A 23,088-nucleotide genomic window follows, 5' to 3' on the forward strand; every position below is an offset into this window, starting at 1 on the left:
CCCCGCGCGGGCGTGCGCGCCCCCGGGGGCGCCCCTCCCCGGCCGGCCGCCCTGTTCAGTGGTCGAAGTGGTGGCTCGCCAGACGGGCCTGGGCGTCCGCGGGCGCGCCGACGTGGTCCAGGCCCAGCAGTGCCGCGCCCAGCACCGGGCGGGCCGTGACGACCCGGGGTACCGCTGCGGGGGCCCGTTCGGACAGCAGGGTGCGCACGGCGGAGTCGAGTCGGGGATGCCGGGCGGCGAGGATGCCGCCGCCCAGGACCACGGGCGTCTCCTCGGCCAGCAGGTCGAGGCGGGTGAGGGCGACGACCGCCATGGTGACGATCTCGTCGGCGAGGCGGTCGACGAGGGAGCGGGCCACCGGGTCGCCGGACGCGGCGGTGGCGAAGAGGACGGGGGTGAGTTCGTGGCGGCGGGCTTCCGGGATGTGCCCGAGGTGCAGCGCCTCGATGAGGGCGTACATGGTGGGCAGGCCGAAGTGGGCGGGGAGGGCGGCGGCCAGCCGGGTGGGCGCGCCGCGGCCGTCCTCCGCGCGGGCCGCGTGGAACATCGCCTCCTCGGACAGTCCCCAGCCGCCGCCCCAGTCCCCGGACATCCGGCCGAGCGCGGGGAAGCGGGCGGTACGGCCGTCGGGACGCATGCCGACGCAGTTGATGCCGGCGCCGCAGACGACGGCGACGCCGAGGGGTTCGGTGACTCCGGCGCGCAGCAGGGCGAAGGTGTCGTTGCGGACCTCGACGGTGGTGCCCCACGCGCGCGCGTGCAGGGCGGCGGTGAGGGTCTCCTCCTCGACGGGGAGGTCGGCGTTGGCCAGGCAGGCCGAGACATGCGCGACGGAGGTGACGCCCGCGGCGGCGAAGGCGCGCTCCACGGGGCCGGCCAGCGCGGTCATCGCGGTGTCCAGACCGACGGTGGGCGGGCGGAAGCCCCCGCCGCGGGCCGTGCCGAGGACGGTGCCGTCGGCGGCGACGACCGCCACGTCGGTCTTGCTGTTGCCCGCGTCGACGGCGAGGACGGTTGCGGTCAGGCCCACGCCAGGTGCTCCCGGTTGTGTGCGATCAGCTGGTCGGTGAGGGTGTCGGCGTACGCGTACTGGCCGATCAGGGGGTGTGCGAGGAGGGCCCGGAACACGCGGTCGCGGCCACCGTGGAGGGCGGCTTCCAGGGCCAGGTGCTCGTACGTCGTCACGCTCGCCATCAGGCCCGCGTAGAGCGGGTCGACCGGGGCCACGGGCAGCGGGGCGGGGGCGGCGCCGGCCCGCAGCGCCGCCGGGACCTCGATCACCGCGTCGTCGGGGAGGAAGGGCAGGGTGCCCCGGTTGTAGGTGTTGACGACCTGGTGCGGACTGCCCGCGCCGCTCAGCAGGGCCGCCGCCAGGTCCACCGCCGCCTCCGAGTAGTAGGCGCCGCCGCGCCGGGCGAGCAGCTCCGGTTTGGTGTCCAGCGCCGGGTCGGCGTAGAGACCGAGCAGTTCCCGCTCCATGGCGGCCACTTCCGCCGCCCGGGACGGTTTGGCGCGCAGTTCCCGTACGACCTCGTCATGGGCGTAGTAGTAGCGCAGGTAGTACGACGGCACCACGCCCAGGCGGTCCAGCAGGGTCCGGGGCAGGCGCAGGTCCGCGGCGATGGCGTCGCCGTGGCCGGCGAGGAGCCGGGGGAGCACGTCCTCGCCCTCGGGGCCGCGCAGGCGTACGGCCGTCTCCCAGGTGAGGTGGTTGAGGCCCACGTGGTCGAGGTGGACGTCGGCGGGGGCGACACCCAGCAGCGCGGCGAACTTGCGCTGGAGGCCGATCGCCACGTTGCACAGTCCGACCGCCTTGTGCCCCGCCCGGAGCAGGGCCCGGGTGACGATGCCGACCGGGTTGGTGAAGTCGATGATCCAGGCCTCGGGGTTGGCGCGGCGGACGCGTTCGGCGATGTCCAGGACCACCGGGACGGTGCGCAAGGCCTTGGCGAGACCGCCCGCGCCGGTGGTTTCCTGGCCGACGCAGCCACAGGTCAGCGGCCAGGTCTCGTCCTGCTCGCGGGCCGCCTGGCCGCCCACGCGGAGCTGGAGGAGCACCGCGTCCGCGCCGTCCACGGCCGCGTCGAGGTCCGCGGTGGTGACGATCCGGCCGGGGTGTCCCTGGCGGGCGAAGATGCGCCGGGCGAGGCCTCCGACCAGCTCCAGACGGTCCGCCGCCGGGTCGGCGAGGACCAGTTCGTCGACGGGCAGGGTGTCCCTGAGCCGGGCGAAGCCGTCGGCCAGTTCGGGCGTGTAGGTCGAACCGCCGCCTACCACGGTGAGTTTCATACGGTGCTAACCCTTCACTCCGGTGAGCGTGACGCCCTCGACGAACGCCTTCTGGGCGAAGAAGAACACGAGGATCACGGGGGCCATGACCAGCACGGTCGCGGCCATGGTGAGGTTCCAGTCGGTGTGGTGCGCGCCCTTGAAGGACTCCAGGCCGTAGGAGAGGGTCCACGCGGCGGGGTTCTCGGAGGCGTAGATCTGCGGGCCGAAGTAGTCGTTCCAGGCGGCGAAGAACTGGAACAGGGCGACGGCCGCGATGCCCGGCTTCGCCATCGGGAGGACGACCTTGAGCAGGGTGCGCAGTTCGCCGCAGCCGTCGACCTTGGCGGCGTCCAGGTACTCGCCGGGGACGGTCGTCAGGAACTGCCGCAGCAGGAAGATCGAGAAGGCGTCGCCGAACGCCATCGGGACGATCAGCGGCCACAGGCTGCCGGAGAGGTCCAGCTGCCGGGCCCAGAACAGGTACATCGGGATGACGACGACCTGCGGCGGCAGCATCATCATCGAGATCACCAGCAGCAGGGAGAGATTCCGGCCGCGGAAGCGGAACTTGGCGAGGGCGTAGGCCACCGGGATCGACGACACCACGGTCAGGACGGTGCCCAGACCGGCGTACAGCAGGGTGTTGCGCCACCAGGTGAGGAAGCCCGGAGTGCCGAAGACCCTGCGGTAGTTGTCCCACTGCCAGGTGTCCGGGACGAGGTCGCGGGTCAGGGCCTGCTGGTCGCTCATCAGCGAGGTGAGGACGACGAAGACGAACGGCAGGGTGAAGAAGAGCGCGGCGGCCACGCCCAGGGAGTGCACCGCGATCCACTCCAGCGCGGCCCGGCGGCGGGTGCTCATCGCCCACCCGCCTGGATCAGACCGCCCCGGCGGCGCATCAGCAGGGCCGTGAACGCCATGGACAGCGCGAACAGGACGAGCGCGACCACGCAGGCGGAGCCGTAGTCGAAGCGCTGGAAGCCGAGGTTGTAGACGAGCTGGGGCAGGGTGAGGGTCGACTTGTCCGGGTAGCCCGGCTCGAACTGCTGGCCGGAGCCGCCGATGACACCGGAGGCGACCTTTCCGGCCACCAGTGGCTGGGTGTAGTACTGCATCGCCTGGATCACGCCCGTGACGACGGCGAACAGCACGATCGGGGAGATGTTCGGCAGCGTGATGTACCGGAACCGCTGCCAGGCCGAGGCGCCGTCCAGTTCCGCCGCCTCGTACTGCTCCCTCGGCACGTCGAGCAGGGCCGCCATGAAGATCACCATGAGGTCGCCCACGCCCCACAGCGCCAGCATCGTCAGCGCCGGCTTGGACCAGGCCGGGTCCGTGAACCAGCCGGGTGCCGGGACGCCCAGCCCGTCCAGGACCGAGTTGACCGGCCCGGTGCCGGGGTTGAGCAGGAAGACGAAGGCCAGGGTGGCGGCGACCGGCGGGGCGAGGCAGGGCAGGTAGAAGAGGGTGCGGAAGACGCCCGTGCCGGTCCGGAGCCGGGTGACCAGCAGGCCGACGCCGAGGCCGAACACCACCCGGCAGGTCACCATGACCAGGACCAGCCAGAGGGTGTTGCGCAGCGCGGGCCAGAACAGCGGGTAGTCCTGGAAGACGTACGCCCAGTTGCCGAGGCCCCGGAACTCCGGGACGCCGAAGCCGTCGTACCGCATCAGGGAGAAGTGGACCGTGGACACCAGCGGATAGGCGAAGAAGACGCCGAAGCCGATCAGCCACGGGGAGAGGAACGCGGTGGTGCGCAGCGCCGAGCGGCGGCGTCTGGCGCGCAGCGTGTGCGTGGCCATCGAACGGCTACTTCGCCTGCTCGATGTCGCGGTCGATCTGCGCCGCCGTCCGCGCGAGTTCCGCCTTCAGGTCCTTGACCTTGCCGGACTCGTAGCGGAAGCCGAGGTCCTGGAGCGTCGTGTGGTACGTCGAGCCGTTGACGGAGGCCGGCGCGGTGTTCGACTCCGGGTGCCGGGCGATCTCCAGAAAGGTGCGGAAGGCCGGGTCCACCTTCAGTTCGGGCGATTTCAGCGCCGCGAACGTGGACGGCACGTTGTGAATGGCGTTGGCGAACGAGACGACGGCCTCGGTGTCCGTCGTCATGTACTTCACCAGCTCCCAGGCCGCGTTCTGCTTCTCGCTGCGCGGCGCGATGCCCATGATCGTCCCGGAGAGGAAGCCCTTGCCGTACTCGTCGGCCTCGTCGTCGGCGACGGGCAGCGGGGCGGTGCCGATCTCGAAGTCCACCCCCGCGTCCTTGGCCATGCCCAGGCGCCACTCGCCGTCGAGCTGCATCGCCACCTGGCCGGTGTGGAAGGGGTGCGTGGCGCCCCACTCGTCGCCGAAGGTGTTGCGGTACCGCTCCAGCTTCGCGTAGCCGCCGAGGTCGTCGACGAGCTTCTTCTGGTACGTGAACATCTCCGCGAACGCCGGGTCCTTCGCGACGTTCGACTTGCCGTCGGCGTCGAAGTAGGCGTGGTCCCACTGGGACATGTAGTGGCTCACGACCGTCTCGTAGCCGTGGTAGTTCGGCATGAAGCCGAGCTGTTCGTAGCCGTCGCCCCTGGGCTTGGTGAGCTTCTTCGCCACTTCGGCGAACTCCGACCAGGTCTTCGGCGGGGCCGTGATCCCGGCCTCCGCGAAGGCGTCCTTGTTGTAGTAGAGGCCGTAGGCGTCGCCGAGCAGGGGCAGGGCGCAGCGGGTGCCCTCGAACTGGGTGTAGTCCAGCATCGGCTTCGGGATGGTGGCGTCGAGGTCGAGCTTCGACTTCTCGATGAAGGGCTTCAGGTCGACGAAGGCGCCCGACGAGCAGAACGTGCCGATGTTGGCGGTGGTGAACGACGACACCACGTCCGGGCCGTTCGAACCGCCCGCGCGCAGCGCCTGGTTGAGCTTGTCGTCGTTGATGTTGCCGACGACCTTCACCTTGATGTTCGGGTGCGCCCGCTCGAAGCGGTCGACGTTGTCCTGGACGGCCTTCACCTCGGCGGGCGCGCTCCAGCCGTGCCAGAAGGTGATGGTCGTCTCGGCGTTCGGGTCGTCGGTGGCACCGGTCGCCGAGGTGCCCGCCTGGCCGGTGCAGGCGGTGGCGAGCAGGGCGAGGGAGGCGGACGCGGTGACGACCACCATGGCTTTTCTGGATATTCCGGGCATGGCGAAGTCTCCCTGGGCGAGGAGGGGCGGAAGCGGGGGAGGGGCGGCGGTTCAGCGCGAGGTGTCGAAGACCTCGTCGCGGGTGGTCGCGAGCGCGCTCTCCAGCGCGCCGCGCAGCACGGGGTGTTCGGTGACGGCGCCGACGACCAGCCGGGGCCGGGCCGCCGCCAGCTCCGCCAGCTCGGCCTGGACCAGGGCGCGCAGCGGTTCCCCGCCGCAGGTGAGGGAGGTGCCGCTGAGGACGACGAGTTCCGGGTCCAGGACCGAGACCAGGGAGGCGAGACCGGTGGCGAGCCGGGTCGCGTACGCCCGCAGCAGCCGCTGGTGACGCTCGTCGTCGGGGTGCCGGACCGCGCGGGTCAGCAGGGCGGCGGCGGTCTCGGCGTGCGAGCCGGCCGGGAGGTCCGGCAGACCGGCTTCGCGGGCCAGCGCCGGGAGTACCTGGGAGCCCGCCAGTTCCTGGTAGCCGCCGCTGTTGGCCTTGGTGACCTGGCGGACCAGGGGCGTGCCCGGCACCGGCAGGAAGCCGACCTCGCCGGCGCCCCCGGTCCAGCCGCGGTGCAGCCGGCCGCCGAGGACGAGGGCGGCGCCGAGGCCTTCCTGGTTCCACAGCAGGACGAAGTCCTCGTGGCCGCGGGCGGCGCCGAGGCGCTGCTCGGCGGCGGCGACGAGGTTGACGTCGTTCTCGTACTCGACCGGCATGGGCAGCGCGGCGGCGAGTTCGCCGAGCAGCGTGGGGGAGTGCCAGCCCGGCAGGTGGGAGGCGTACCGCAGGCGTCCGGTGTTCGGGTCGAAGGCGCCGGGGGTGCCGATGACCAGCCGGTGGACGTCGGCCCGGGTGAGCCCGGCGGCCTTCACGGCGCCGTCGAGGGCGTCGGTGACCTGCCGTACGACGGGCCGGTCCGCGCGCTTTCCGGGGGTGGCGGCCTCGTACGTGCCGACCGTGCGGCCGGTGATGTCGGCGACGGCGGCGCGGATGCGCTCGGGGGTGACGTCGAGGCCGGCGACGTGGGCGGCGGCCGGGTTGAGCGCGTAGAGCTGGGCGTTGGGGCCCGGGCGGCCCTCGCTGGTGCCGGTCGCGAGGACGAGCCCGGCGGCCTCCAGGCGGGCGAGGAGCTGGGAGGCGGTGGGCTTGGACAGGCCGGTGAGCTTGCCGATCCGGGTGCGGGACAGGGTGCCGTGCTCCAGCAGGAGGTCCAGTGCGGCGCGGTCGTTCATGGCGCGCAGGACGCGCGGGGTGCCTGCCATGCGTCTCCCTCTCTGGGACGGCCCGCCACTGTTAGGAAGGTTTCCTATTGGCGTGGGGGGAAGCTAGCCCCGCCGGGAACGAGCCGTCAAGGGAAAGGGCCCCTCGCAAGGAGCCCTCGGGGTGCGGAGACGGCTACTTCGCCGTGCTCGGCGGGCTGAGCGGGGACGCCGCCGCCGACTGCGGGGACGTCGTGCTGGCGTACGCCGACGGGGGCGCCATACCCGCCGTCGGGTCGCTCTCCGCCTCGCTGTCGGGCTGGGCCGGCAGGCCGCCGACGATCCGGATGCCCTCCGCGTCGAAGGCCCGCTTGATCCGCCAGCGCAGCTCCCGCTCGATGGTGAGGGACTTGCCCGGCATGGTCTTCGCCGACAGCCGTACGACCATGGAGTCCAGCAGCACGCTGTCCAGGCCCAGGATCTCCACCGGGCCCCACAGCATCTCGTTCCAGGGATCTTCCTTGCTCATCGTGTCGCCGACCTGGGTGAGGACCGCCTTCACGCGGTCCAGGTCCTCCGACGGGCGCACGATGACGTCGACGCCCGCGGTGGCCCAGCCCTGGGAGAGGTTGCCGACCCGCTTGACCTCGCCGTTGCGGACGTACCAGATCTCGCCGTTGTCACCGCGCAGCTTGGTCACCCGCAGGCCGACCTCGATGACCTCGCCGGAGGCCACGCCCACGTCGATCTGGTCGCCGACGCCGTACTGGTCCTCCAGGATCATGAACACGCCGGACAGGAAGTCCGTGACCAGGTTGCGGGCGCCGAAACCGATCGCCACACCCGCGACACCCGCCGACGCCAGCAGCGGGGCGAGGTTGATCCGGAAGGTGCCGAGGACCATCAGGGCGGCGGTGCCGAGGATCACGAAGCTGGCCACCGAGCGCAGCACCGAGCCGATCGCCTGCGACCGCTGCCGTCGGCGCTCGACGTTCACCAGCAGGCCGCCGATCGCGGTGCCGTCCACCGCCTGCGCGGTGCGGTTCATCCGGTCTATCAGCTTGGTGATCCCCCGCCGCACGGCCATTCTCAGCACCGCCGCGACCACCACGATCAGCAGCACTTGCAGGCCGATCGCGAGCCACGTGGACCAGTTCTCCTCGACCCAGCCGGCGGCGTTGCTCGCGCCCTCCTGGGCGTCCTGGAGGGTGGGCACCTTCGGAGCCGTCGTCTCCGAGGGCGACGGCGACGGCGAGGGGCCGGCGGCCAGTAGGACGGCGGACAAGGACACGGCGGATACCTCCAGGTGCAGCGGTCTGCCCCCGGCGGAGTCGTTCGGGCCACGGATGGTGCGGGTCACGGAAGGTCACCGGACGGGCAGAACCACCACACTAACGGGGCATTGTGTGCCCACCCGCCCGTTTCGCGAAGGAGAGACCGGACTCACCCGGGCTTGAACAGGTCCCCTTCCGGGGGATGCATCAGATGTGGTCGAAAACACTCCCAGCCCGTTACCGGGACATGGTGGCGCGTTCACCAGGCATGAGGGGAGACTGACTGCAGATCGTCCCGGCGCGAGCCACGCGCCGCCGGCGTACAAGGAGGCATCCGTGCCGCATGTCCTGGTCCTCAACGCGTCGTACGAGCCGCTCGGCGTCGTACCGCTCCGCCGCGCGCTCGTCCTCGTCCTCGAGAACAAGGCCGTATGCCTCGAGGAGTCCGGCGCCTATCTGCACAGCGCAACCGTCACAGTCCCCGCACCCAGCGTGGTCCGGCTGAAGCGATTCGTGCGGGTTCCCTACCGGGGGCCCGTTCCTCTGACCCGCCGGGCGCTGTTCGCCAGGGACGGGGGCCGGTGCATGTACTGCGGTGGCGTCGCAACCAGCGTCGACCACGTCATCCCGCGCTCGCGCGGGGGCAAGCACGTCTGGGACAACGTGGTGGCGTCCTGCCGCCGCTGCAACCACGTGAAGGCCGACCGCCACCTCGGCGAGATCGGCTGGCGGTTGCGCCACAAACCCGCCCCGCCCACCGGCCTGGCCTGGCGCATCATCGGCACCGGCCACCGGGATCCGCGCTGGCTGCCGTACCTGCGGCCGTTCGGCGCGGACGACGCCCTGGCCCGGATCGACGGCATCTCCGCCTGACGGTCCGGGCTTTCGCACAGGCCCATGGGCGCGCGGGCGCACAGGCGCGCGGGCGGCGCGCAGGCACCGCCGACGGGACCGGGGAGACCCCCGTCCACCCCGGTCCCGTCGGCCTGCCCGCGTCAGGCGTAGCGCAGCTCCCCGGGGTGCGCCGAGCGGCGCAGCAGCGGCAGCGAGGTCGCCGCGGCCAGCAGACAGGTCGCGTAGACGGCGAGCGGGACCAGCAGCGCCGCCCAGGGCACCGACCGGCTGCCGCCGTCGTCGGTGAGCGCCGCGTACCCGGTGCCGATCGCCATCCCGCCGAGGCCCGCGAGCAGCACCGCGGGCGCCAGCGGCAGCGCGGTCTCCAGCAGCAGCGCCCGGCCCAGCACCGCCCGCGGCACCCCGGCGGCGGCCTGCGCGGCCAGTCCGCGACGGCGGGTGGCCAGCGACTCGGCGGTGCCGACGGCCAGCCCGGACAGGGTGATCAGCAGGGCGATGCCGATCGCGACGGCGGTCAGGTCGATGCCGGTGGTGTAGAAGCCGCGGGACGCGCCCAGCTGCTTCTGCGAGTCGAGCACCTCCAGCAGCACCTGCCGGATGCCCACGAACGCCGTCGCGACGATGGTCACCAGCAGCACGGCCGCATGGGTGCGGGCCGCCGCCCAGGGGTCGTCGCGCAGCCGCTCCGCCGCGATCAGCACGGCGGGACGGCCGGTGCGCGCCGCCAGCAGCCGTCCGGTGAGCCGGGCCGTGGCGCCGACCAGCCACAGCGCGGCCGCCCCGGTCACCAGCAGCACGGTGAACACCAGCAGCGGGCCGGACAGCACGACGCCCCGGCCGCGGTGGTCCGCCATCAAGACGTACGCCAGGGCCGCCGCCCCGGTGAACAGCACCAGGGCCACCAGGAACAGCGGCCCCGGCCGGGTCTGCGGCCGCACCCGGCGCACCCAGCCCAGCGGCGAGGCCACCACCCGGCGCAGCGCCAGCACGCTCACCAGCACGCCCGCCACCGGCACGCCGAGTGCCACGGCGGCGATCCCGGCCCAGGCGTAGCCCGAGGGGACGCTCCAGTTCAGCACCAGCAGCAGCACCGAGAAGACGGTGGCGACCGCGGAACCGGCGAGACAGGTCAGGCCCGCCTCGACGGCGGCGATCCGCCGCACCTGTCCGGGCGTGGCGCCCGCGAGCCGCAGCCCGGCCAGCCGGCGGTCCCGGTGCACCGCGCCGATCCGGGCGCACTGCCCGAGGAACCCGAACACCGGCACCAGCAGAAGCAGCAGGCTGATCACGACGCCCTGCCGCTCGCCCGGGTTGTCGAGCAGGCCGTGGGCGATGCCGACCGCGTGGTGCCCGCGCAGCGCGGCCAGCACCACGGCGGCCAGCGCGAACCCGGTCGCCAGCAGCGCGCCGACCGCGGTCAGGGTGATCCTCCACCACTCCCGCCGGTCGGAGCCGGCCACCAGCAGCCGGGCCAGCCGCAGATCGTTCCTCACCGGGGCACCTCCACCGCGTGCGCGTCCTCGGCGACCACGGCGCCGTCGCGCAGGGTCAGCTCGCGGTCGGCGTACGCCGCGATCCGCGCGTCGTGCGTGATCAGCAGGACGGAGGTGCCGGACTCGCGGGCGGCGTGCGCCAGCGCGGTCATCACCTGCTCCCCGGCGAGCGAGTCCAAGGCGCCGGTCGGCTCGTCGGCGAAGACGACCTTCGGGCCGGTCACCAGGGCCCGGGCCAGCGCGACCCGCTGCGCCTGCCCGCCGCTCAGCTCGCCGGGCCGCAGTTCCTTCTGCCCGCGCACTCCGAACCGCTCCAGCCACTCCCCGGCCAGCGTCTGCGCCCCCGCGCGATCCCGGCCGGCCAGCAGCAGCGGCAGCGCCACGTTGTCGAGCGCGGTCAGCTCCGGGATCAGCTGCCCGAACTGGAAGACCACACCGAACTCGGTGCGCCGCAGCTCGCTCAGCCGGGCCTCGGGCAGCTGGTCGATCCGCTCGCCGCCGTAGGTGACCGCGCCCCGGTCGGGCCGGACGATCCCGGCCAGGCAGTGCAGCAGCGTGGATTTTCCGCTGCCGCTCGGGCCGGTCACGGCCAGGATCTCGCCGGCCGCCAGCTCGACCGAGGCACCGCGCAGGGCTTCGGTCCTGCCGTGCGCCTTGGCCAGGCCGCGGGCCGCGAGCAGCGGTGCGGTGCTGTTGTCGGCCGTCATCTGTGGTCTACCTCCGCGGTCAGGGACGTGAGCCGGGCCGCGGTGGTCGTCATCCAGCGCAGGTCGGCGTCGAGGTGGGTGAGGGCGTAGTCGGCGGACAGGACCGTCGACAGACCGGCGCCCGGGGCGGTCTTCACCGCGGTGAGGTCGCGCATCCGCGCCAGGTGCGCGGCGCGCTGCTCGCGCAGATAGCGCTCGGGATCGCCGCCGGCCAGGATCGCGACGACGACCTTGGCGAAGATCTCGTTCGCGACGAAGGGCGCGGGCGGGGTGATCTCTCCCGCCCAGCGGGCCAGTTCGGCCGCACCCTCCTCGGTGGAGCGGTACAGGGTGCGCTCGGGGCCGCCGTCGGCGTCGGTGCCGTCGACCTCGGCGAGGTGGTCGCGGACCAGGCGTTGCAGGGTCGTGTACACCTGCCCGTAGGCCAGCGGGCGGGCCTGCGGGAAGCGTTCGTCGTGCCGTCGCTTGAGGTCGTAGCCGTGGCTGGGACCGGCGGCGAGCAGCCCGAGCAGGATGTGGCGGGTGCTCATGGAGATCAGTATGTACCCGCTACATGTACTGAGTGAATAGTGGGGCCGGGAAAGTTTTCGGCGCGTCCCGCGCGGAGGTTCAGTCCCGGACCGCGTACGCCTCCACCGACCACAGCGAATAGCCGTACCGCGTGGCCCGCTCGTCGCCCTGCACGCGCACGTACCGCACGCCGGGCTCGTCCATCCGCAGTTCCTCGCCGCCCCCGCGGCCGTCACGCACGGTCGCCGCCGTGCGCCAGCGGCGGCCGTCCGCCGAGACCTGCACGCGATACGCCGACGCGTACGCGTCCTGCCAGCGCAGCACCACCCGCCCCAGCCGGACGGGCTCCGCCAGCTCCACCTGCCACCAGGCGCCGTCCTCCACCGGCGACGACCAGCGGGTGGCCGGATCGCCGTCGTTCGCCGCGGACGCCGGGAAGTCGGGCGTCTCGTCACCGGACGACCGCGCGATGCCGGTGCGCGCGAGGTCCGGCCCGCCGGTGGGCGGCACCGCGCGGACGGTGAGCGTGCGGGTCACCCCGCCGAACGCCAGGGTGATCCCGTACGGCCGGGCGGGCGCCCCGCGGGGGACGCGCACCTCGACCGGCACCCGGACCGACGTCCCGCGCGGGAGGGCCAGCACGCCCTCCGGGACCCGTACGGCGATGCCCCTCGGCGCCTCGGCGGTGAGCCGCCCGCGCACCTCCGCCGGCCGCAGGGAGGCCAGCCGCACCCCGATCCGCAGGGTGCCGCCGAGGTCCGCGTCGACCTCGTCGCGGTCCGTCGTCAGGGACGCGGCGGGCGCGTCGGCGTACCAGGGCACCAGATGCCGTACGCGCGACGGCGCCGGGCCGGTGACGCGCAGGGCGTCGGCGCGCAGCCGGACCGTCAGTTCCGTGGCGCCGGACGCGTCCAGGGTGCCGAGCGGGCGCCAGCCCCCGCCGGGCACCCGGGCCTCGACCGTCCCGCCGGTGCCCGGCTCCGTCAGCACCGTCACCGCGCTCAGCGCGCGGGCGCGCGCGAAGCGCACCGTGCGGCCGTCGGCGGGGCCGCCCGGCCGCGCGCCGGGCTCGCCGTCCAGGCCCGCCCACGACTCGTACGCCCGCTGCGCCCGCGCCAGGAACGGGTCCAGCACTCCTTCGCCGACCGTCACCCGGGAGGCGGTGAGCCGCGACCGCAGCCCACCGAGGGCGCGGTACGCCGTCCAGGCCGCCGCGGGGTCGCCCGCGCGGGCGGCGCGCAGCATGTCGAGCGCGGTCAGGCCCGCCTCGCCGTACCGGGCCAGCTGCCCCGTCCAGGGGGCGACCTCGCCCGCCAGAGGGGTGCCGTCGAGCCGCTCCGGGGTTTCGCGCAGCACCGCGAACGCGGCCCGCAGCCGCCGCTCGGCGCCCTCCGCGCTCCCCTCGCCGCCCCCCGCGCGCGTGCGCCAGAACTCCGCCATCAACGGCCGCAGATACGCCGACTCCTCGCCGCCCAGCACCGAGGACGCGTCGTTCCCGGCGAGGGCCCCCAGCGCCGCCTCGCGGCTCTCGTCGCCGCCCGCCAGGTCGCCGATCGCGGCCCGCCAGGATTCCTGGGGGCGGTAGGCGCGCGGGTTCCAGGCGTAGTCGGCGGCCGTGAACAGCGGGATGCGGGACGCGGTGGCCTGCTCCATCGCGTTGGCGAGCAGCGCCGCCGAGCCGGTCGCGACGGCCGGTTCGCGGCCGGTGTACGGGCCGAGGAAGACCCGTCCGGGCGCGTAGTCGTTGACCGGGTAGTTGTCCATGGTGACCAGCGGATGGCGGAACACGTCCCGCGCGGTCGCCAGTTCCCGGCCGGTGATGGTCCGCGGGACGACCCCGACCCCGGTCCACGCCACCGCCACCTCCGGGTCCAGCGCGCCCGCCAGCTCCTCCCGGTAGTCGGTGGTGCCCTCCTGGTAGTACTCCGTGGGCATCAACGTCAGGGCCTCGGCCCCGGGGTGACGTTCCGCAAGGTGCCGGGCGACCGCGTCGGTCACGCGCGCGTGGGCCCGCGCCGCCGCCTCGGGGCCCGATCCGAACCGGTCCGCGTCCGCCTCGCAGTGCCACTCGCTGTAGCTGACGTCCTGGAACTGGAGCTGGAACGCCCGGAAGCCCAGCGCCCACATCGCGTCCAGCTTCCGGGTCAGCGCCCGCACGTCCGCGTCCGACGCGAAGCACATCGCCTGGCCCGGCGCCACGGCCCAGCCGAGCGTCACATGGTTGCGGCGCGCCCGCTCCGCCAGCTCCCGGAACTCGGCCCGGCGCGCGGCCGGGTAGGGCTCCCGCCAGCGGGCCTGCCGGTACAGGTCGTCGCCCGGGGCGTACAGGTAACGGTTCTGCTTGGTGCGGCCCATGAAGTCCAGGTGGGCGAGCCGCTCGCGATGCGTCCAGGGGGTGCCGTAGAAGCCCTCCGCGGTGCCGCGTACGGCGGTGCCGGGCCAGTCGCGGATCTCCGCGCCCGCGATCGTGCCGCCGGGCCGCACCAGCTGCCGCAGTGTCTGCACGGCGTGGAACAGGCCGTCCTCGCCCGCGCCGGAGAGGGTGACGCCGTCCGGTCCGGTGACGAGCCGGTAGCCGCCGGCGGGCAGCGCCCGCCGGTCGCCGGCGCGCGCCCGTTCCGCGCCCACGCGCACCACCAGCGCGCCCGCGGGCAGCGGATCGCCCGCGGAGAGCAGCGCGATCCGGCGCGCCCCCGCCGCCCGCAGCACCTCGCGCAGCGCCGCCAGGTCGGACGCCGCGGCCGTGCCGTCGCCGACCAGCGCGACCTCCTCGGTGACCGTGGCGGGGGCGCCGGTGGCGCGCAGGGACTGCGGGCGGGGCCAGACGGAGAGCGCGGGGGACGCCGACCCGGGCGTCCTGGCGGCGGTGCCGGGTGCGGGGGTGCCGGGTGCGGTCGCGCCGGGCGCGGGCGGGGCCGCCATGGCGGCCGGGGCGCTGCCCAGGGTTCCGGCGACGACGGCGAACGCGAGCGCGGCCGCACCGCCCCTTCCACGCCGCAGCTGCACGGGCCCCTCCTTGGTCACGGGTCGCTCTCGTCGCTCTCGTAGCTGTCGTAGCTCTTCGTACGGCACCGTCACGGGTGATCGAGCCCACCATCCGGGGGTGAGGGTGTCAACGGGGGTGGCCGTAATGCGCGGATTGCCCGAATCTGGTGAAGGTGGATCGGTGTGGAATGTGACGAGAAGTGCGGTGGCCGCCCGCCGGGGCGTCTGCCCGCGCGCTCACTGGGTAGGGCTGCGGTGACCGCTCGACGCCGAACCCGGCGCCCGAGACCGCGACCGACCAGGAGGTCACCCGTGACGGCACCGGCAGAACTGCTCCTCCCCGCGCTGTCCAAACGCACGGCGCAACGCACCGCCGACCTTCCCCACGCCCCCGGTGCGGACCCCCGCGTCCAGCCCCATCCGTGCGCCTTCAGCGCCGAAGGCTCCTGCGCCCAGGCCCCGCTCACCAGCGAGCCCCCGCTCCCCGACGCCGAACCCCTCACCAGCGAGCCCCCGCTCGCCGCCCCGGACGCCGACTCCACGAGGCCGTAGATGACCGCGCCCCGCCCGGCCGAATCCGCCGAACCCGCCGAACCCGCCGACCCGGGTCTCCCCGGCGAGGAGCTGGCCCGGCTCGCCGAGCTGCACGGCGTGGCCACCTCCTACCGCCCGTCCCCCGACCGCACGGTCGACGCCTCCGCCGCCGCCGTCGTCCGCGCCCTCGGCGCACTCGGCGTCGACGCCGCCACCCCCGGGGCGGTCCGGGCGGCGCTGGCCGCCCGGCGGCGCGAACTGGACGAACGGCTGCTGCCGCCCACGGTGGTCTGCTGGGGCGGCGGCCCCGTGCCGGACACCCTCGCCGCGCTGCCCGCCGGGACCCGGCTGCGGATCGAGACCGAGCAGGGCGAGACCCACGCCGCCACCGAACAACTGCCGCCCGGCGTGCACCGGCTGACCGCCACCGCGCCCGACGGCCGCACCGCCGACGTCCATCTGGTGGTCGCCCCGGCCCGGCTGCCGAGCCCGCCCGGACGCTCCTACGGCCTGCTCGTCCAGCTCTACTCCCTGCTGTCCCGGCGCTCCTGGGGCATGGGCGACCTCGGTGACCTCGGCGAGCTGACCGCCTGGGCGGGCCGCGCCCTCGGCGCCGGATTCATCCAGGTCAACCCGCTGCACGCGGCCGTGCCCGGCGCCCCCACCGACCCCTCCCCGTACCGCCCCTCCTCCCGCCGTTTCCCCGACCCCGTCCATCTGCGGATCGAGGACGTCCCCGAGTTCGCCCACGCCCTGTGCGGCCCCGGCGGCGAGCGGCTGCGCGCGCTGCCCGAACGGGCCGCCCGGCTGCGCGAGGCCGTGCTGGAGAAGGGCGAGCTGATCGACCGGGACGCCGTGTGGGACCTCAAGCGGGAGGCGCTGGAATCGCTGTGCGCGGTCCCGCTCGGCCCCGGCCGCCAGGCCGCCTACCACGACTTCCTCGCCGAACAGGGCCAGGCCCTGGAGGACCACGCCACCTGGTGCGCGCTCGCCGAGGTGTACGGCACCGACTGGCGGAGCTGGCCCGCCGGGCTGCGCGACCCCCGCTCCCCGCAGACCGCCCGGGCGCGCGCCGGCCTGATGGACCGCGTCGACTTCCACTGCCGCCTCGCCTGGCTCACCGACAGCCAGCTCACCGCCGCCCAGCGCGCCGCCCGCGAGGCGGGCATGCCGATCGGGATCGTGCACGACCTGGCCGTCGGTGTGCATCCGAGCGGCGCAGACGCCTGGGCCCAGCGGGAGTACTTCGCCGCCGGCATGTCCGTCGGCGCCCCGCCCGACGCCTTCAACGCCCGCGGCCAGGACTGGGGCCTGCCGCCCTGGCGCCCGGACCGCCTCGCGGCCACCGGCTACGCGCCCTACCGCGCCCTCCTGCGGGGGCTGTTCCGCTACGCCGGTGCCCTGCGCATCGACCATGTGATGGGCCTGTTCCGGCTCTGGTGGGTGCCCCAGGGGCTGCCCCCGACCGAGGGCACCTACGTCCGCTACGACGCCGAGGCCATGCTCGCCGTGCTGGTCCTGGAGGCCTCCCGGGCCGGGGCGGTGGTGATCGGCGAGGATCTGGGCACCGTCGAACCGGGCGTCCGCGAACGGCTGCGCGAGCGGGGCGTCCTCGGCACCTCCGTGCTCTGGTTCGAACGCGACTGGGACGGCGACGGCCGCCCCCTGCCGCCCGAGGCCTGGCGCGCCGACTGCCTCGCCACCGCCACCACCCACGACCTGCCGCCCACCGCCGCCCGGCTCACCGGCGAACACGTCGACCTGCGCGACCGGCTGGGCCTGCTCACCCGCCCGGTCGCCGACGAGCGGGCGGAGGCCGCGGCGGACACGGGGGAGTGGCTGACGTATCTCTCCCGGCTCGGGCTGCTGCCCGGCACCGGCGGCGGCTCGGACGGGACGTCCGAGGAGGCCGGGGTGCAGGCCGTCCACCGTTTCCTGCTGCGCACCCCGGCCCGCATGATCGGCGTCTGGCTGCCGGACGGCGTCGGGGACCGCCGCCCGCAGAACCTGCCGGGCACCTGGGACCAGTACCCGAACTGGCGGCTGCCGATCGCGGACGCGCGGGGGCGGCCGGTCACCCTGGAGGACCTGGCGGGCTCACCGCGCCTGCGCGCGCTGACCGAGGTGCTGCGGGGGACACCGGGCGGGGACGGGGGCTCGTGACGTCGGCCGATGGCGGGCAGGGCCGGTGTACGGGCGTCCGTGTGGGCGCCCGCGGGGATGTCCGGCAGGGGCCCCCGGGGCGGCGCCCGGGATCGCGTACGGGCACCCCGGACGCGCGGCCCCGACCGGCGTTCGCTACTTTTGGGACCGTGGACAAGAAGAACGCCCTGCGCGCCGGCGCCCTGGCCGCCGGTACGACGCTGATGATGCTGCTCATGTCGTCTCCCGCGAGCGCGCTGACGCGCGACGACGGCGACGACCCCGGCCCGGGCCTGAGCGTCATCGAGACGCTGGGCCTCTACGTCGTCGCTCCGATCGTGCTGTTCGCGGTGATCGCGGGCCTGGTGATGGTCCTCGACCGGTCCCAGGAGAAGCACCGGGTGACCACCAGGAACATCAGGACCAAGGCCACCGCTCAGTCGAAGGCCTGACGCCCGCCCGACGTTCGCTTCCGCCGGGGGCGCCGGCCCGCCGCACGTACGCGTGTTCGCCGTACGGGGGCGAGGCCGGCGCCCCCGGCGTGTTTTTCTCCGGGTCAGGGGCTGGGCGCGGTCAGATACCGCTGGAGCGTGGGCCCCAGCCACGCCACGATCTCCTCGCGGGTCAGGTCCACGGCGGGCGGAATGCGCAGCACGTACCGGGTGAGCGCGAGGCCGAGCAGCTGCGAGGCGACGAGCGCGGCGCGCGCGGGCACCTGCTCCGGGTCCGGACAGATCCGGTGCGCGACCGGCAGCAGCTGCTCCCGGAAGACGCCCTGGATCCGCTCGGCCCCCGCCTGGCTGGCCGCACCGACCCGGACCAGGGCGGTCAGCACCTCGTTCCCCTCCCACAGATCGAGGAAGTGCGTCGCCACGGCCGGGCCGATGGTGTCGCGGGGAAGTGCGGAGAGTCCGGGCAGCCGGAGATCGATGGCGACGGCCGCCGCGAACAGGCCCTCCTTGTTGCCGTAGTAGCGCATGACCATCGAGGGGTCGATGCCCGCGTCCTTGGCGATGGCCCGGATGGTGGCGCGGTCGTAGCCGTCGCTGGCGAAGCGCTCGCGGGCCGCGTCGAGGATGGCGGTGCGGGTGGCGTCGGAGCGGCGGACCCTGGGACTGTCGGTCATGCGGACGAGGGTAGGTCCACAACCGTTGGCCAACAAGTGTTGACTTGGAGGGGTGGCCGTCCTAAGTTGCCAACAAGCGTTGACCAACAGCCGTTGGCTCCGGGAGGCAGAGATGCACGGCACAGGCACCACCTCCACCACCCCCACCCCCCAGCACTCGGTCATCGTCGTAGGCTCCGGTCCGACGGGCCTCCTCCTCGCCGGTGACCTCGCCACCGCCGGTGTCCCCGTCACCGTCCTCGAAAAGCGCCCCCACAGGATCAGCAACCTCACCCGCGCCTTCGCGGTGCACGCCCGCACCCTGGAACAGCTCGACGCGCGCGGACTCGCGGACGAACTGGAGGCCATCGGCCACCCCCTCGAACGGCTGCGCCTCTTCGGCGGCCTCGGCGTCGACCTGGGCGGCCTCCCCTCCCGCTTCAGGCACCTGCTGGTCATCCCGCAGTACGAGGTGGAGAAGGCCCTGGAGCGACGGGCGGTGGAGGCGGGAGCGGACTTCCGTCACGAGACCGAGGTGACCGGGCTGGCCCAGGACGCGACCGGTGTGACCGTCGAGGTCCAGAACCCCGACGGCCGGCCGGAAACCCTGCGTGCCGCGTACGTCGTCGGCGCGGACGGCCTGCGCAGCGTGGTCCGCGACGCCGTCGGGCTGCCCTTCCCCGGCCGCTCGGTGATCCGCTCCATCGTCCTCGCGGACGTCCGGCTGGCTCCCGAGCACGCGGACCTGATCACCGCCAACGCGATCGGTGACGCCTTCGCCCTCGTCGCACCCTTCGGCGACGGCTACCACCGGGTCGCCGCCTGGCACCGCGGCCGCGACCTCCCCGACGACACCCCCGTCGACCTGGACGAGATCAAGGAGATCGCCCGTCTCGCGCTCGGCGACGACTTCGGCATGCACGACCCCCGCTGGCTGTCCCGCTTCCACAGCGACGAACGCCAGGCGCCCGCCTACCGCGTCGGCCGGGTCTTCCTCGCCGGGGACGCCGCGCACGTGCACAGCCCCGCGGGCGGCCAGGGCATGAACACGGGCCTCCAGGACGCGGCCAACCTCGGCTGGAAACTGGCACAGGTCGTCCACGGCCACGCGGACCCGGACCTCCTCGACACCTACCACTCCGAACGCCACCCCATCGGCAGGACCGTGCTGCGCAGCAGTGGCGGCATCCTCCGGCTCGCCATGGCGAAGCGTCCCGCGGCCCTGATGTTCCGCGCGGCCGTGACCGCCTTCGCCGGCCTCGCCGGCCCGGTCCGCCGCAGGGCCCTCGGCCAGATCACCGGCATCGGCCACCGCTACCCCGCACCCCGTGGCGCCCACCCCCTGACCGGCGCCCGCGTCCCCGACGTCGCTCTCGCCGGCGGCACCCGCCTCTACGAGGCCCTGCGCGGCCTCCGCTTCGTCCTCATCACCCCGGCGCCCTGCGCTCCCGCCCCCACGCCCCGCCTCACCACCGCCCATTGGGCAAGCTCCCGCCGCGCGACCCTCCTGGTCCGCCCGGACGGCTACGTGGCGTGGGCATCGGACGCGGCGACCCCGGCGGACATCGAGACGGCACTCGCGGCGCATGTGGGCGGGGCCGGCCAGGGCCTGCCCGGCGGGTCTCGCCGGACGGGCCCCTGGCCCCGAGGAGGGCTCAGCGCTTGAGCGTGAAGGTGAAGTCGCCGGTGAGCCTGCCGCTCAGCCGGACTGCCGAGACGAGCTTCCCCTCCGTGATCAGCCGCTCGACCTGGGCCCGCGAAAGACCGCAGCCTTCAGCGATCAGCCGCACCGGCCGGACGGGGATCGGCGCCGCGAAGCGGACCGAGACGTCGATCACCTCGTGGTCCAGGTGACCCGATCCGCCCGTGTCGAGGCGCCAGGCGCCGTCCCAGTCGAGGGCGATGCGATTACGGCGCCGCACGGCCGGATCCTGGAGCAGCTCGGCCGCCAGGCCGGGGTCGTTGCCGTGCAGCCGGTCCAGCAGCTCCGGTCGGACGGAGCGCACATGCATCCGCTCCCAGACCGTGAGCTTCGCCGTGTCCCCGCACGCGGTACAGAGCACGAGGAGCCAGGCGTCGAGGAGCTTGTGGTTCGCGTTGACGCGGAACTTGCCGTTTGCCCGGAAGCGTTCGGACGCGCACGCGTGGCAACGGCGGAGAACGGTAGGCAGGCAGGTGGGTGCGACCACCCAGTCATTGAGCACAGAAGTACACCGGTTCCAGTGAGAAGTCCGCAGCAAAAAGGAGCGCGGCGCACAGGTGCGACGCGCGACGATTCAGCGCTCGGGAGGTCTCACACGGTGTACAACGGCAGGTCCTCGACTGGACGGCGTGGTCAGGCGGCACGGTAGTGGCGCACGGCGGCGCCCTTCCACTGTTTTTCTCCGGTCGGCCCGGCCTCAAGGCTCCGTGGGGGCCTGTTTCAGGCGGTTCCCGCCAGCAGTCGCCGCAGCAGGTCCGCCAGTTGACGGGCCTGTTCGTCGGTGAGGGAGGTCAGGGCCTCGGTCTGGGTGGCGAGGCCCGCGCCGACCGCTTCCTCGGTCAGGGACAGTCCCTCGTCGGTGAGGGTGACCTGGAGGCCGCGGCGGTCGTGCGGGTCGGGGGAGCGGCGCAGGAGACCGGCGCGTTCGAGCTTGTCGAGCCGGCCGGTCATGCCGCCGGTGGTGAGCATGAGGGTGGCGGCGAGCTGGCGGGGGGAGAGGGTGTACGGCTCGCCCGCCCGGCGCAGGGTCGCCAGGACGTCGAACTCGCCGCGGGAGATGCCGAAGCGGGCGTACGTCTTCTCCGTGCGGTCGGCCATCGCGCGGGACAGGCGGTAGATCCGGCCGAAGACCTCCATCGCGCGGGTGTCGAGGTCGGGGCGCACGGCGGCCCACTGCTCGATGATCGCGTCCACCGCGTCGGGGGCGGGCTGGTCCGGCTGGTTCTGGGGGCGGCTCTGCGTCATGGCAGGAGTATCCGCAGCGACTGGGTCGGCCGCAAGAAAGTAGCTTGCGGGAAACTTGCTTAGCGCTAAGCTACTTACCGTCAAGTTGAAGCCTCGTGATCCGAGCGCCCCAGCGCCTCCGTCCACCGCCGAAGGGACCCGCCATGAAGCGGTCCACGACCGTCCTGCTCACCGCCCTCGCCCCCGTCTCCTGGGGCACCACCTACGCCGTCACCACCGAGTTCCTGCCACCCGACCGCCCCTTGTTCACCGGCCTGCTGCGAGCCCTGCCCGCCGGCCTGCTGCTGCTCGCCCTCGCCCGGGTGCTGCCGCGCGGCATCTGGTGGGGCAGGGCGGCGGTGCTGGGCGCGCTCAACATCGGCGCCTTCTTCCCGCTGCTGTTCCTCTCGGCGTACCGGCTGCCGGGCGGCATGGCCGCGGTCGTCGGCTCGGTCGGACCGCTGTTCGTCATCGGGCTCTCCGCGCTGCTGCTGGGGCAGCGGCCCGCCGCCCGGACGGTGCTCACCGCGGTCGTCGCCGCGTTCGGTGTCAGTCTCGTCGTGCTCAAGGCGGCCGGCGCCCTGGACGCCCTCGGGGTGCTGGCCGCCCTGGCGTCCACCGCCTCCATGTCCGCCGGCACCGTGCTCACCCAGCGCTGGGGCCGCCCGGACGGTGTCGGGCCGCTCGCCCTCACCGGCTGGCAGCTGACCGCGGGCGGTCTGCTGATCGCCCCGGTCGCCTTCCTGGTCGAGGGAGCGCCGCCCGCGCTGGACGGCGCGGCGATCGGCGGCTACCTCTACCTCGCGCTCGCCAACACCGCGGTCGCGTACTGGCTCTGGTTCCGCGGCATCGGACGGCTCACCGCCACCCAGGTCACCTTCCTCGGCCCGCTCTCCCCGCTCACCGCGGCCGTCGTCGGCTGGGCCGCGCTCGGCCAGGCGCTGACGCCGGTACAGCTGGCGGGCATGGCGCTGGCGTTCGGGGCGACGGTGGCGGGGCAGCTCGTGACGGGCGGGCGGCGGTCGACGGTGGTGAAGGCCCTGTCGTTCACTTCTGCTGAAAAGAATGATCGAAAAGTTTCGAGGGACCTGACAGGTCCGGCGCTGCGACGGTAGATCCACCGCGATCGAACCGACCTCCGACACAGGGGCGGCGGGTGCGGCTGTTGGCGGCCGGGAGGCCGAGGCGGCACAGGCGTACGACCTGCTGACCGTCGGAGACGTCGGCCTCGCCCTCTCCCTCGCCGCCCAGGCCCCCACGGCCGCGGACCCCCGCTTCACCCTGGTCCCGCTGCTCGCCGACCCCAGCCCTGCCCCGCGACCACCCGCCGGCGGCGGCCGACGGCGTGCGGCTCGCCGACCTCGCCGCCGAGCCGTGGATCTTCGGCGGCAGCGGCCCCCTGGTCGGACATCACCCGCGGGGCCTGCGAGCGGTCCGACCGGCTAGCCCTCCTCGGGACGCCGTACCTCGTACAGGAAGCAGCCGTACTCCACGGCCCGCACGTGCACCAGCGCCACCTCCGGGTCGGCGAACGCCTGCGCGAAGGCGGACGGGAAGGACTCCTCCGGCGTCACCAGATGCCCGCCGAGGATGCGGCCCCCGGCCGAGTAGCGGCGAAGGAGGCGGTGGGCGCCTGTGAAGGGCAGCTCGTCACCCTCGGGGCCGGGGCAGTCGTCCGCGTGGATGAAGACGGGGCCCTGCTCGTCGTACGCGCCGGGGTCCGCGCCCGTGCGGGCGGCCCAGCGGCGCAGCGGGGCGTAGGAGACCAGGGCGATCGACTCGCCGGGCGCGCTGCGGCGCAGACAGCAGCGCAGCGGAGCGCCGCCCTCCTCGTCGGTCACGGGAACCATCGGGCGTCCCGCGTCGTCAGCAGAGCGCAGCTCCTTCAGGGTCTCCGGCGGGACGGGGCGTGCGGTGTACGTCGTCATGGCCCCAGCGTCACGCG

21 protein-coding genes and 1 pseudogene are annotated in these 23,088 nt (G+C 74.1%); 7 read left to right on the forward strand and 15 right to left on the reverse strand.

What is annotated here, in order from left to right; translation table 11 throughout:
* Positions 1–55 precede the first annotated feature (55 nt).
* The 7 genes from VE614_RS16850 to VE614_RS16880 form a co-directional block, all read right to left on the reverse strand.
* The gene (locus VE614_RS16850) at positions 56–1,030 is read right to left on the reverse strand and encodes an N-acetylglucosamine kinase (protein WP_324937270.1); all 975 of its coding nucleotides are present in this window, start codon (positions 1,028–1,030) and stop codon (positions 56–58) included.
* Positions 1,021–2,289, reverse strand: a complete 1,269-nt coding sequence (locus tag VE614_RS16855; protein ID WP_324937273.1) for a 6-phospho-beta-glucosidase — start codon at positions 2,287–2,289, stop codon at positions 1,021–1,023. The genes VE614_RS16850 and VE614_RS16855 overlap by 10 nt, the downstream gene beginning before the upstream one ends.
* 6 nt (positions 2,290–2,295) lie before the next feature.
* Positions 2,296–3,132, reverse strand: a complete 837-nt coding sequence (locus VE614_RS16860) for a carbohydrate ABC transporter permease (RefSeq protein WP_324937275.1) — start codon at positions 3,130–3,132, stop codon at positions 2,296–2,298.
* The gene (locus tag VE614_RS16865) at positions 3,129–4,073 is read right to left on the reverse strand and encodes a sugar ABC transporter permease (protein ID WP_324937277.1); all 945 of its coding nucleotides are present in this window, start codon (positions 4,071–4,073) and stop codon (positions 3,129–3,131) included. Before VE614_RS16865 ends, VE614_RS16860 begins: the two co-directional genes overlap by 4 nt.
* A gap of 7 nt (positions 4,074–4,080) precedes the next feature.
* Positions 4,081–5,427 (reverse strand): ABC transporter substrate-binding protein, encoded by a 1,347-nt coding sequence (locus tag VE614_RS16870; RefSeq protein WP_324937279.1) that lies wholly within the window; start codon positions 5,425–5,427, stop codon positions 4,081–4,083.
* A 51-nt stretch (positions 5,428–5,478) separates the two neighbouring features.
* On the reverse strand, positions 5,479–6,675 hold the full coding sequence (locus VE614_RS16875; RefSeq protein ID WP_324937281.1) for an ROK family transcriptional regulator: 1,197 nt from the start codon (positions 6,673–6,675) through the stop codon (positions 5,479–5,481).
* A gap of 133 nt (positions 6,676–6,808) precedes the next feature.
* On the reverse strand, positions 6,809–7,903 hold the full coding sequence (locus tag VE614_RS16880; protein WP_324937388.1) for a mechanosensitive ion channel family protein: 1,095 nt from the start codon (positions 7,901–7,903) through the stop codon (positions 6,809–6,811).
* 319 nt (positions 7,904–8,222) lie between these two features.
* Here VE614_RS16880 and VE614_RS16885 point away from each other — a divergent pair, with 319 nt between their 5' ends.
* Positions 8,223–8,759, forward strand: coding sequence for an HNH endonuclease (locus VE614_RS16885; protein WP_324937282.1), 537 nt, complete (start codon positions 8,223–8,225; stop codon positions 8,757–8,759).
* A 122-nt stretch (positions 8,760–8,881) separates the two neighbouring features.
* Here VE614_RS16885 and VE614_RS16890 read toward each other — a convergent pair whose 3' ends face one another.
* From VE614_RS16890 to VE614_RS16905, 4 genes are all read right to left on the reverse strand, one after another.
* Positions 8,882–10,234: an FtsX-like permease family protein gene (locus VE614_RS16890; RefSeq protein ID WP_324937284.1), complete on the reverse strand. Its 1,353-nt coding sequence runs from the start codon at positions 10,232–10,234 to the stop codon at positions 8,882–8,884.
* Positions 10,231–10,941: an ABC transporter ATP-binding protein gene (locus VE614_RS16895; RefSeq protein ID WP_324937286.1), complete on the reverse strand. Its 711-nt coding sequence runs from the start codon at positions 10,939–10,941 to the stop codon at positions 10,231–10,233. The genes VE614_RS16890 and VE614_RS16895 overlap by 4 nt, the downstream gene beginning before the upstream one ends.
* Positions 10,938–11,471 (reverse strand): PadR family transcriptional regulator, encoded by a 534-nt coding sequence (locus tag VE614_RS16900; RefSeq protein WP_324937288.1) that lies wholly within the window; start codon positions 11,469–11,471, stop codon positions 10,938–10,940. The genes VE614_RS16895 and VE614_RS16900 overlap by 4 nt, the downstream gene beginning before the upstream one ends.
* A 79-nt stretch (positions 11,472–11,550) precedes the next feature.
* On the reverse strand, positions 11,551–14,457 hold the full coding sequence (locus tag VE614_RS16905) for a beta-N-acetylglucosaminidase domain-containing protein (protein WP_324937290.1): 2,907 nt from the start codon (positions 14,455–14,457) through the stop codon (positions 11,551–11,553).
* 291 nt (positions 14,458–14,748) lie between these two features.
* On the opposite strand from VE614_RS16905, the gene VE614_RS16910 reads away from it, so the two are divergent.
* The 3 genes from VE614_RS16910 to VE614_RS16920 all read left to right on the forward strand — a co-directional run bounded on the left by VE614_RS16910 (position 14,749) and on the right by VE614_RS16920 (position 17,564).
* Entirely contained in the window at positions 14,749–14,988 is a 240-nt protein-coding gene (locus tag VE614_RS16910) for a hypothetical protein (protein WP_324937291.1), read from the forward strand.
* Complete coding sequence (malQ, locus tag VE614_RS16915) at positions 14,989–17,133, forward strand: 4-alpha-glucanotransferase (protein WP_324937293.1); 2,145 nt, start codon at positions 14,989–14,991, stop codon at positions 17,131–17,133. It abuts the gene before it with no gap.
* A 149-nt stretch (positions 17,134–17,282) separates the two neighbouring features.
* A complete protein-coding gene (locus VE614_RS16920) occupies positions 17,283–17,564 on the forward strand; it encodes a hypothetical protein (protein ID WP_324937295.1) in 282 nt (93 codons plus the stop codon).
* A 104-nt stretch (positions 17,565–17,668) separates the two neighbouring features.
* Here VE614_RS16920 and VE614_RS16925 read toward each other — a convergent pair whose 3' ends face one another.
* On the reverse strand, positions 17,669–18,238 hold the full coding sequence (locus VE614_RS16925; protein WP_324937297.1) for a TetR family transcriptional regulator: 570 nt from the start codon (positions 18,236–18,238) through the stop codon (positions 17,669–17,671).
* A gap of 112 nt (positions 18,239–18,350) precedes the next feature.
* On the opposite strand from VE614_RS16925, the gene VE614_RS16930 reads away from it, so the two are divergent.
* Positions 18,351–19,883: an FAD-dependent monooxygenase gene (locus VE614_RS16930; protein ID WP_324937299.1), complete on the forward strand. Its 1,533-nt coding sequence runs from the start codon at positions 18,351–18,353 to the stop codon at positions 19,881–19,883.
* On the opposite strand, the gene VE614_RS16935 is transcribed toward VE614_RS16930, so the two are convergent.
* Both VE614_RS16935 and VE614_RS16940 read right to left on the reverse strand, forming a co-directional pair.
* Positions 19,873–20,421: a DUF1062 domain-containing protein gene (locus tag VE614_RS16935; protein WP_324937301.1), complete on the reverse strand. Its 549-nt coding sequence runs from the start codon at positions 20,419–20,421 to the stop codon at positions 19,873–19,875. The genes VE614_RS16930 and VE614_RS16935 overlap by 11 nt on opposite strands.
* A 218-nt stretch (positions 20,422–20,639) precedes the next feature.
* On the reverse strand, positions 20,640–21,164 hold the full coding sequence (locus VE614_RS16940) for a MarR family transcriptional regulator (RefSeq protein WP_324937303.1): 525 nt from the start codon (positions 21,162–21,164) through the stop codon (positions 20,640–20,642).
* Positions 21,165–21,307: 143 nt separating this feature from the next.
* Here VE614_RS16940 and VE614_RS16945 point away from each other — a divergent pair, with 143 nt between their 5' ends.
* Positions 21,308–22,258 (forward strand): EamA family transporter, encoded by a 951-nt coding sequence (locus tag VE614_RS16945; RefSeq protein ID WP_324937305.1) that lies wholly within the window; start codon positions 21,308–21,310, stop codon positions 22,256–22,258.
* 40 nt (positions 22,259–22,298) lie between these two features.
* A pseudogene (locus VE614_RS16950) lies at positions 22,299–22,573 on the forward strand (LysR substrate-binding domain-containing protein); the annotation flags it as partial.
* A gap of 12 nt (positions 22,574–22,585) precedes the next feature.
* Here VE614_RS16950 and VE614_RS16955 read toward each other — a convergent pair.
* Positions 22,586–23,071 carry a DUF1203 domain-containing protein gene (locus VE614_RS16955; protein ID WP_324937307.1) on the reverse strand — a complete coding sequence of 162 codons (486 nt, stop codon included), beginning with the start codon at positions 23,069–23,071 and terminating at the stop codon, positions 22,586–22,588.
* Positions 23,072–23,088: the final 17 nt, after the last annotated feature.

This window comes from Streptomyces sp., from assembly GCF_035645055.1.
Taxonomy (GTDB): Bacteria; Actinomycetota; Actinomycetes; order Streptomycetales; family Streptomycetaceae; genus Streptomyces.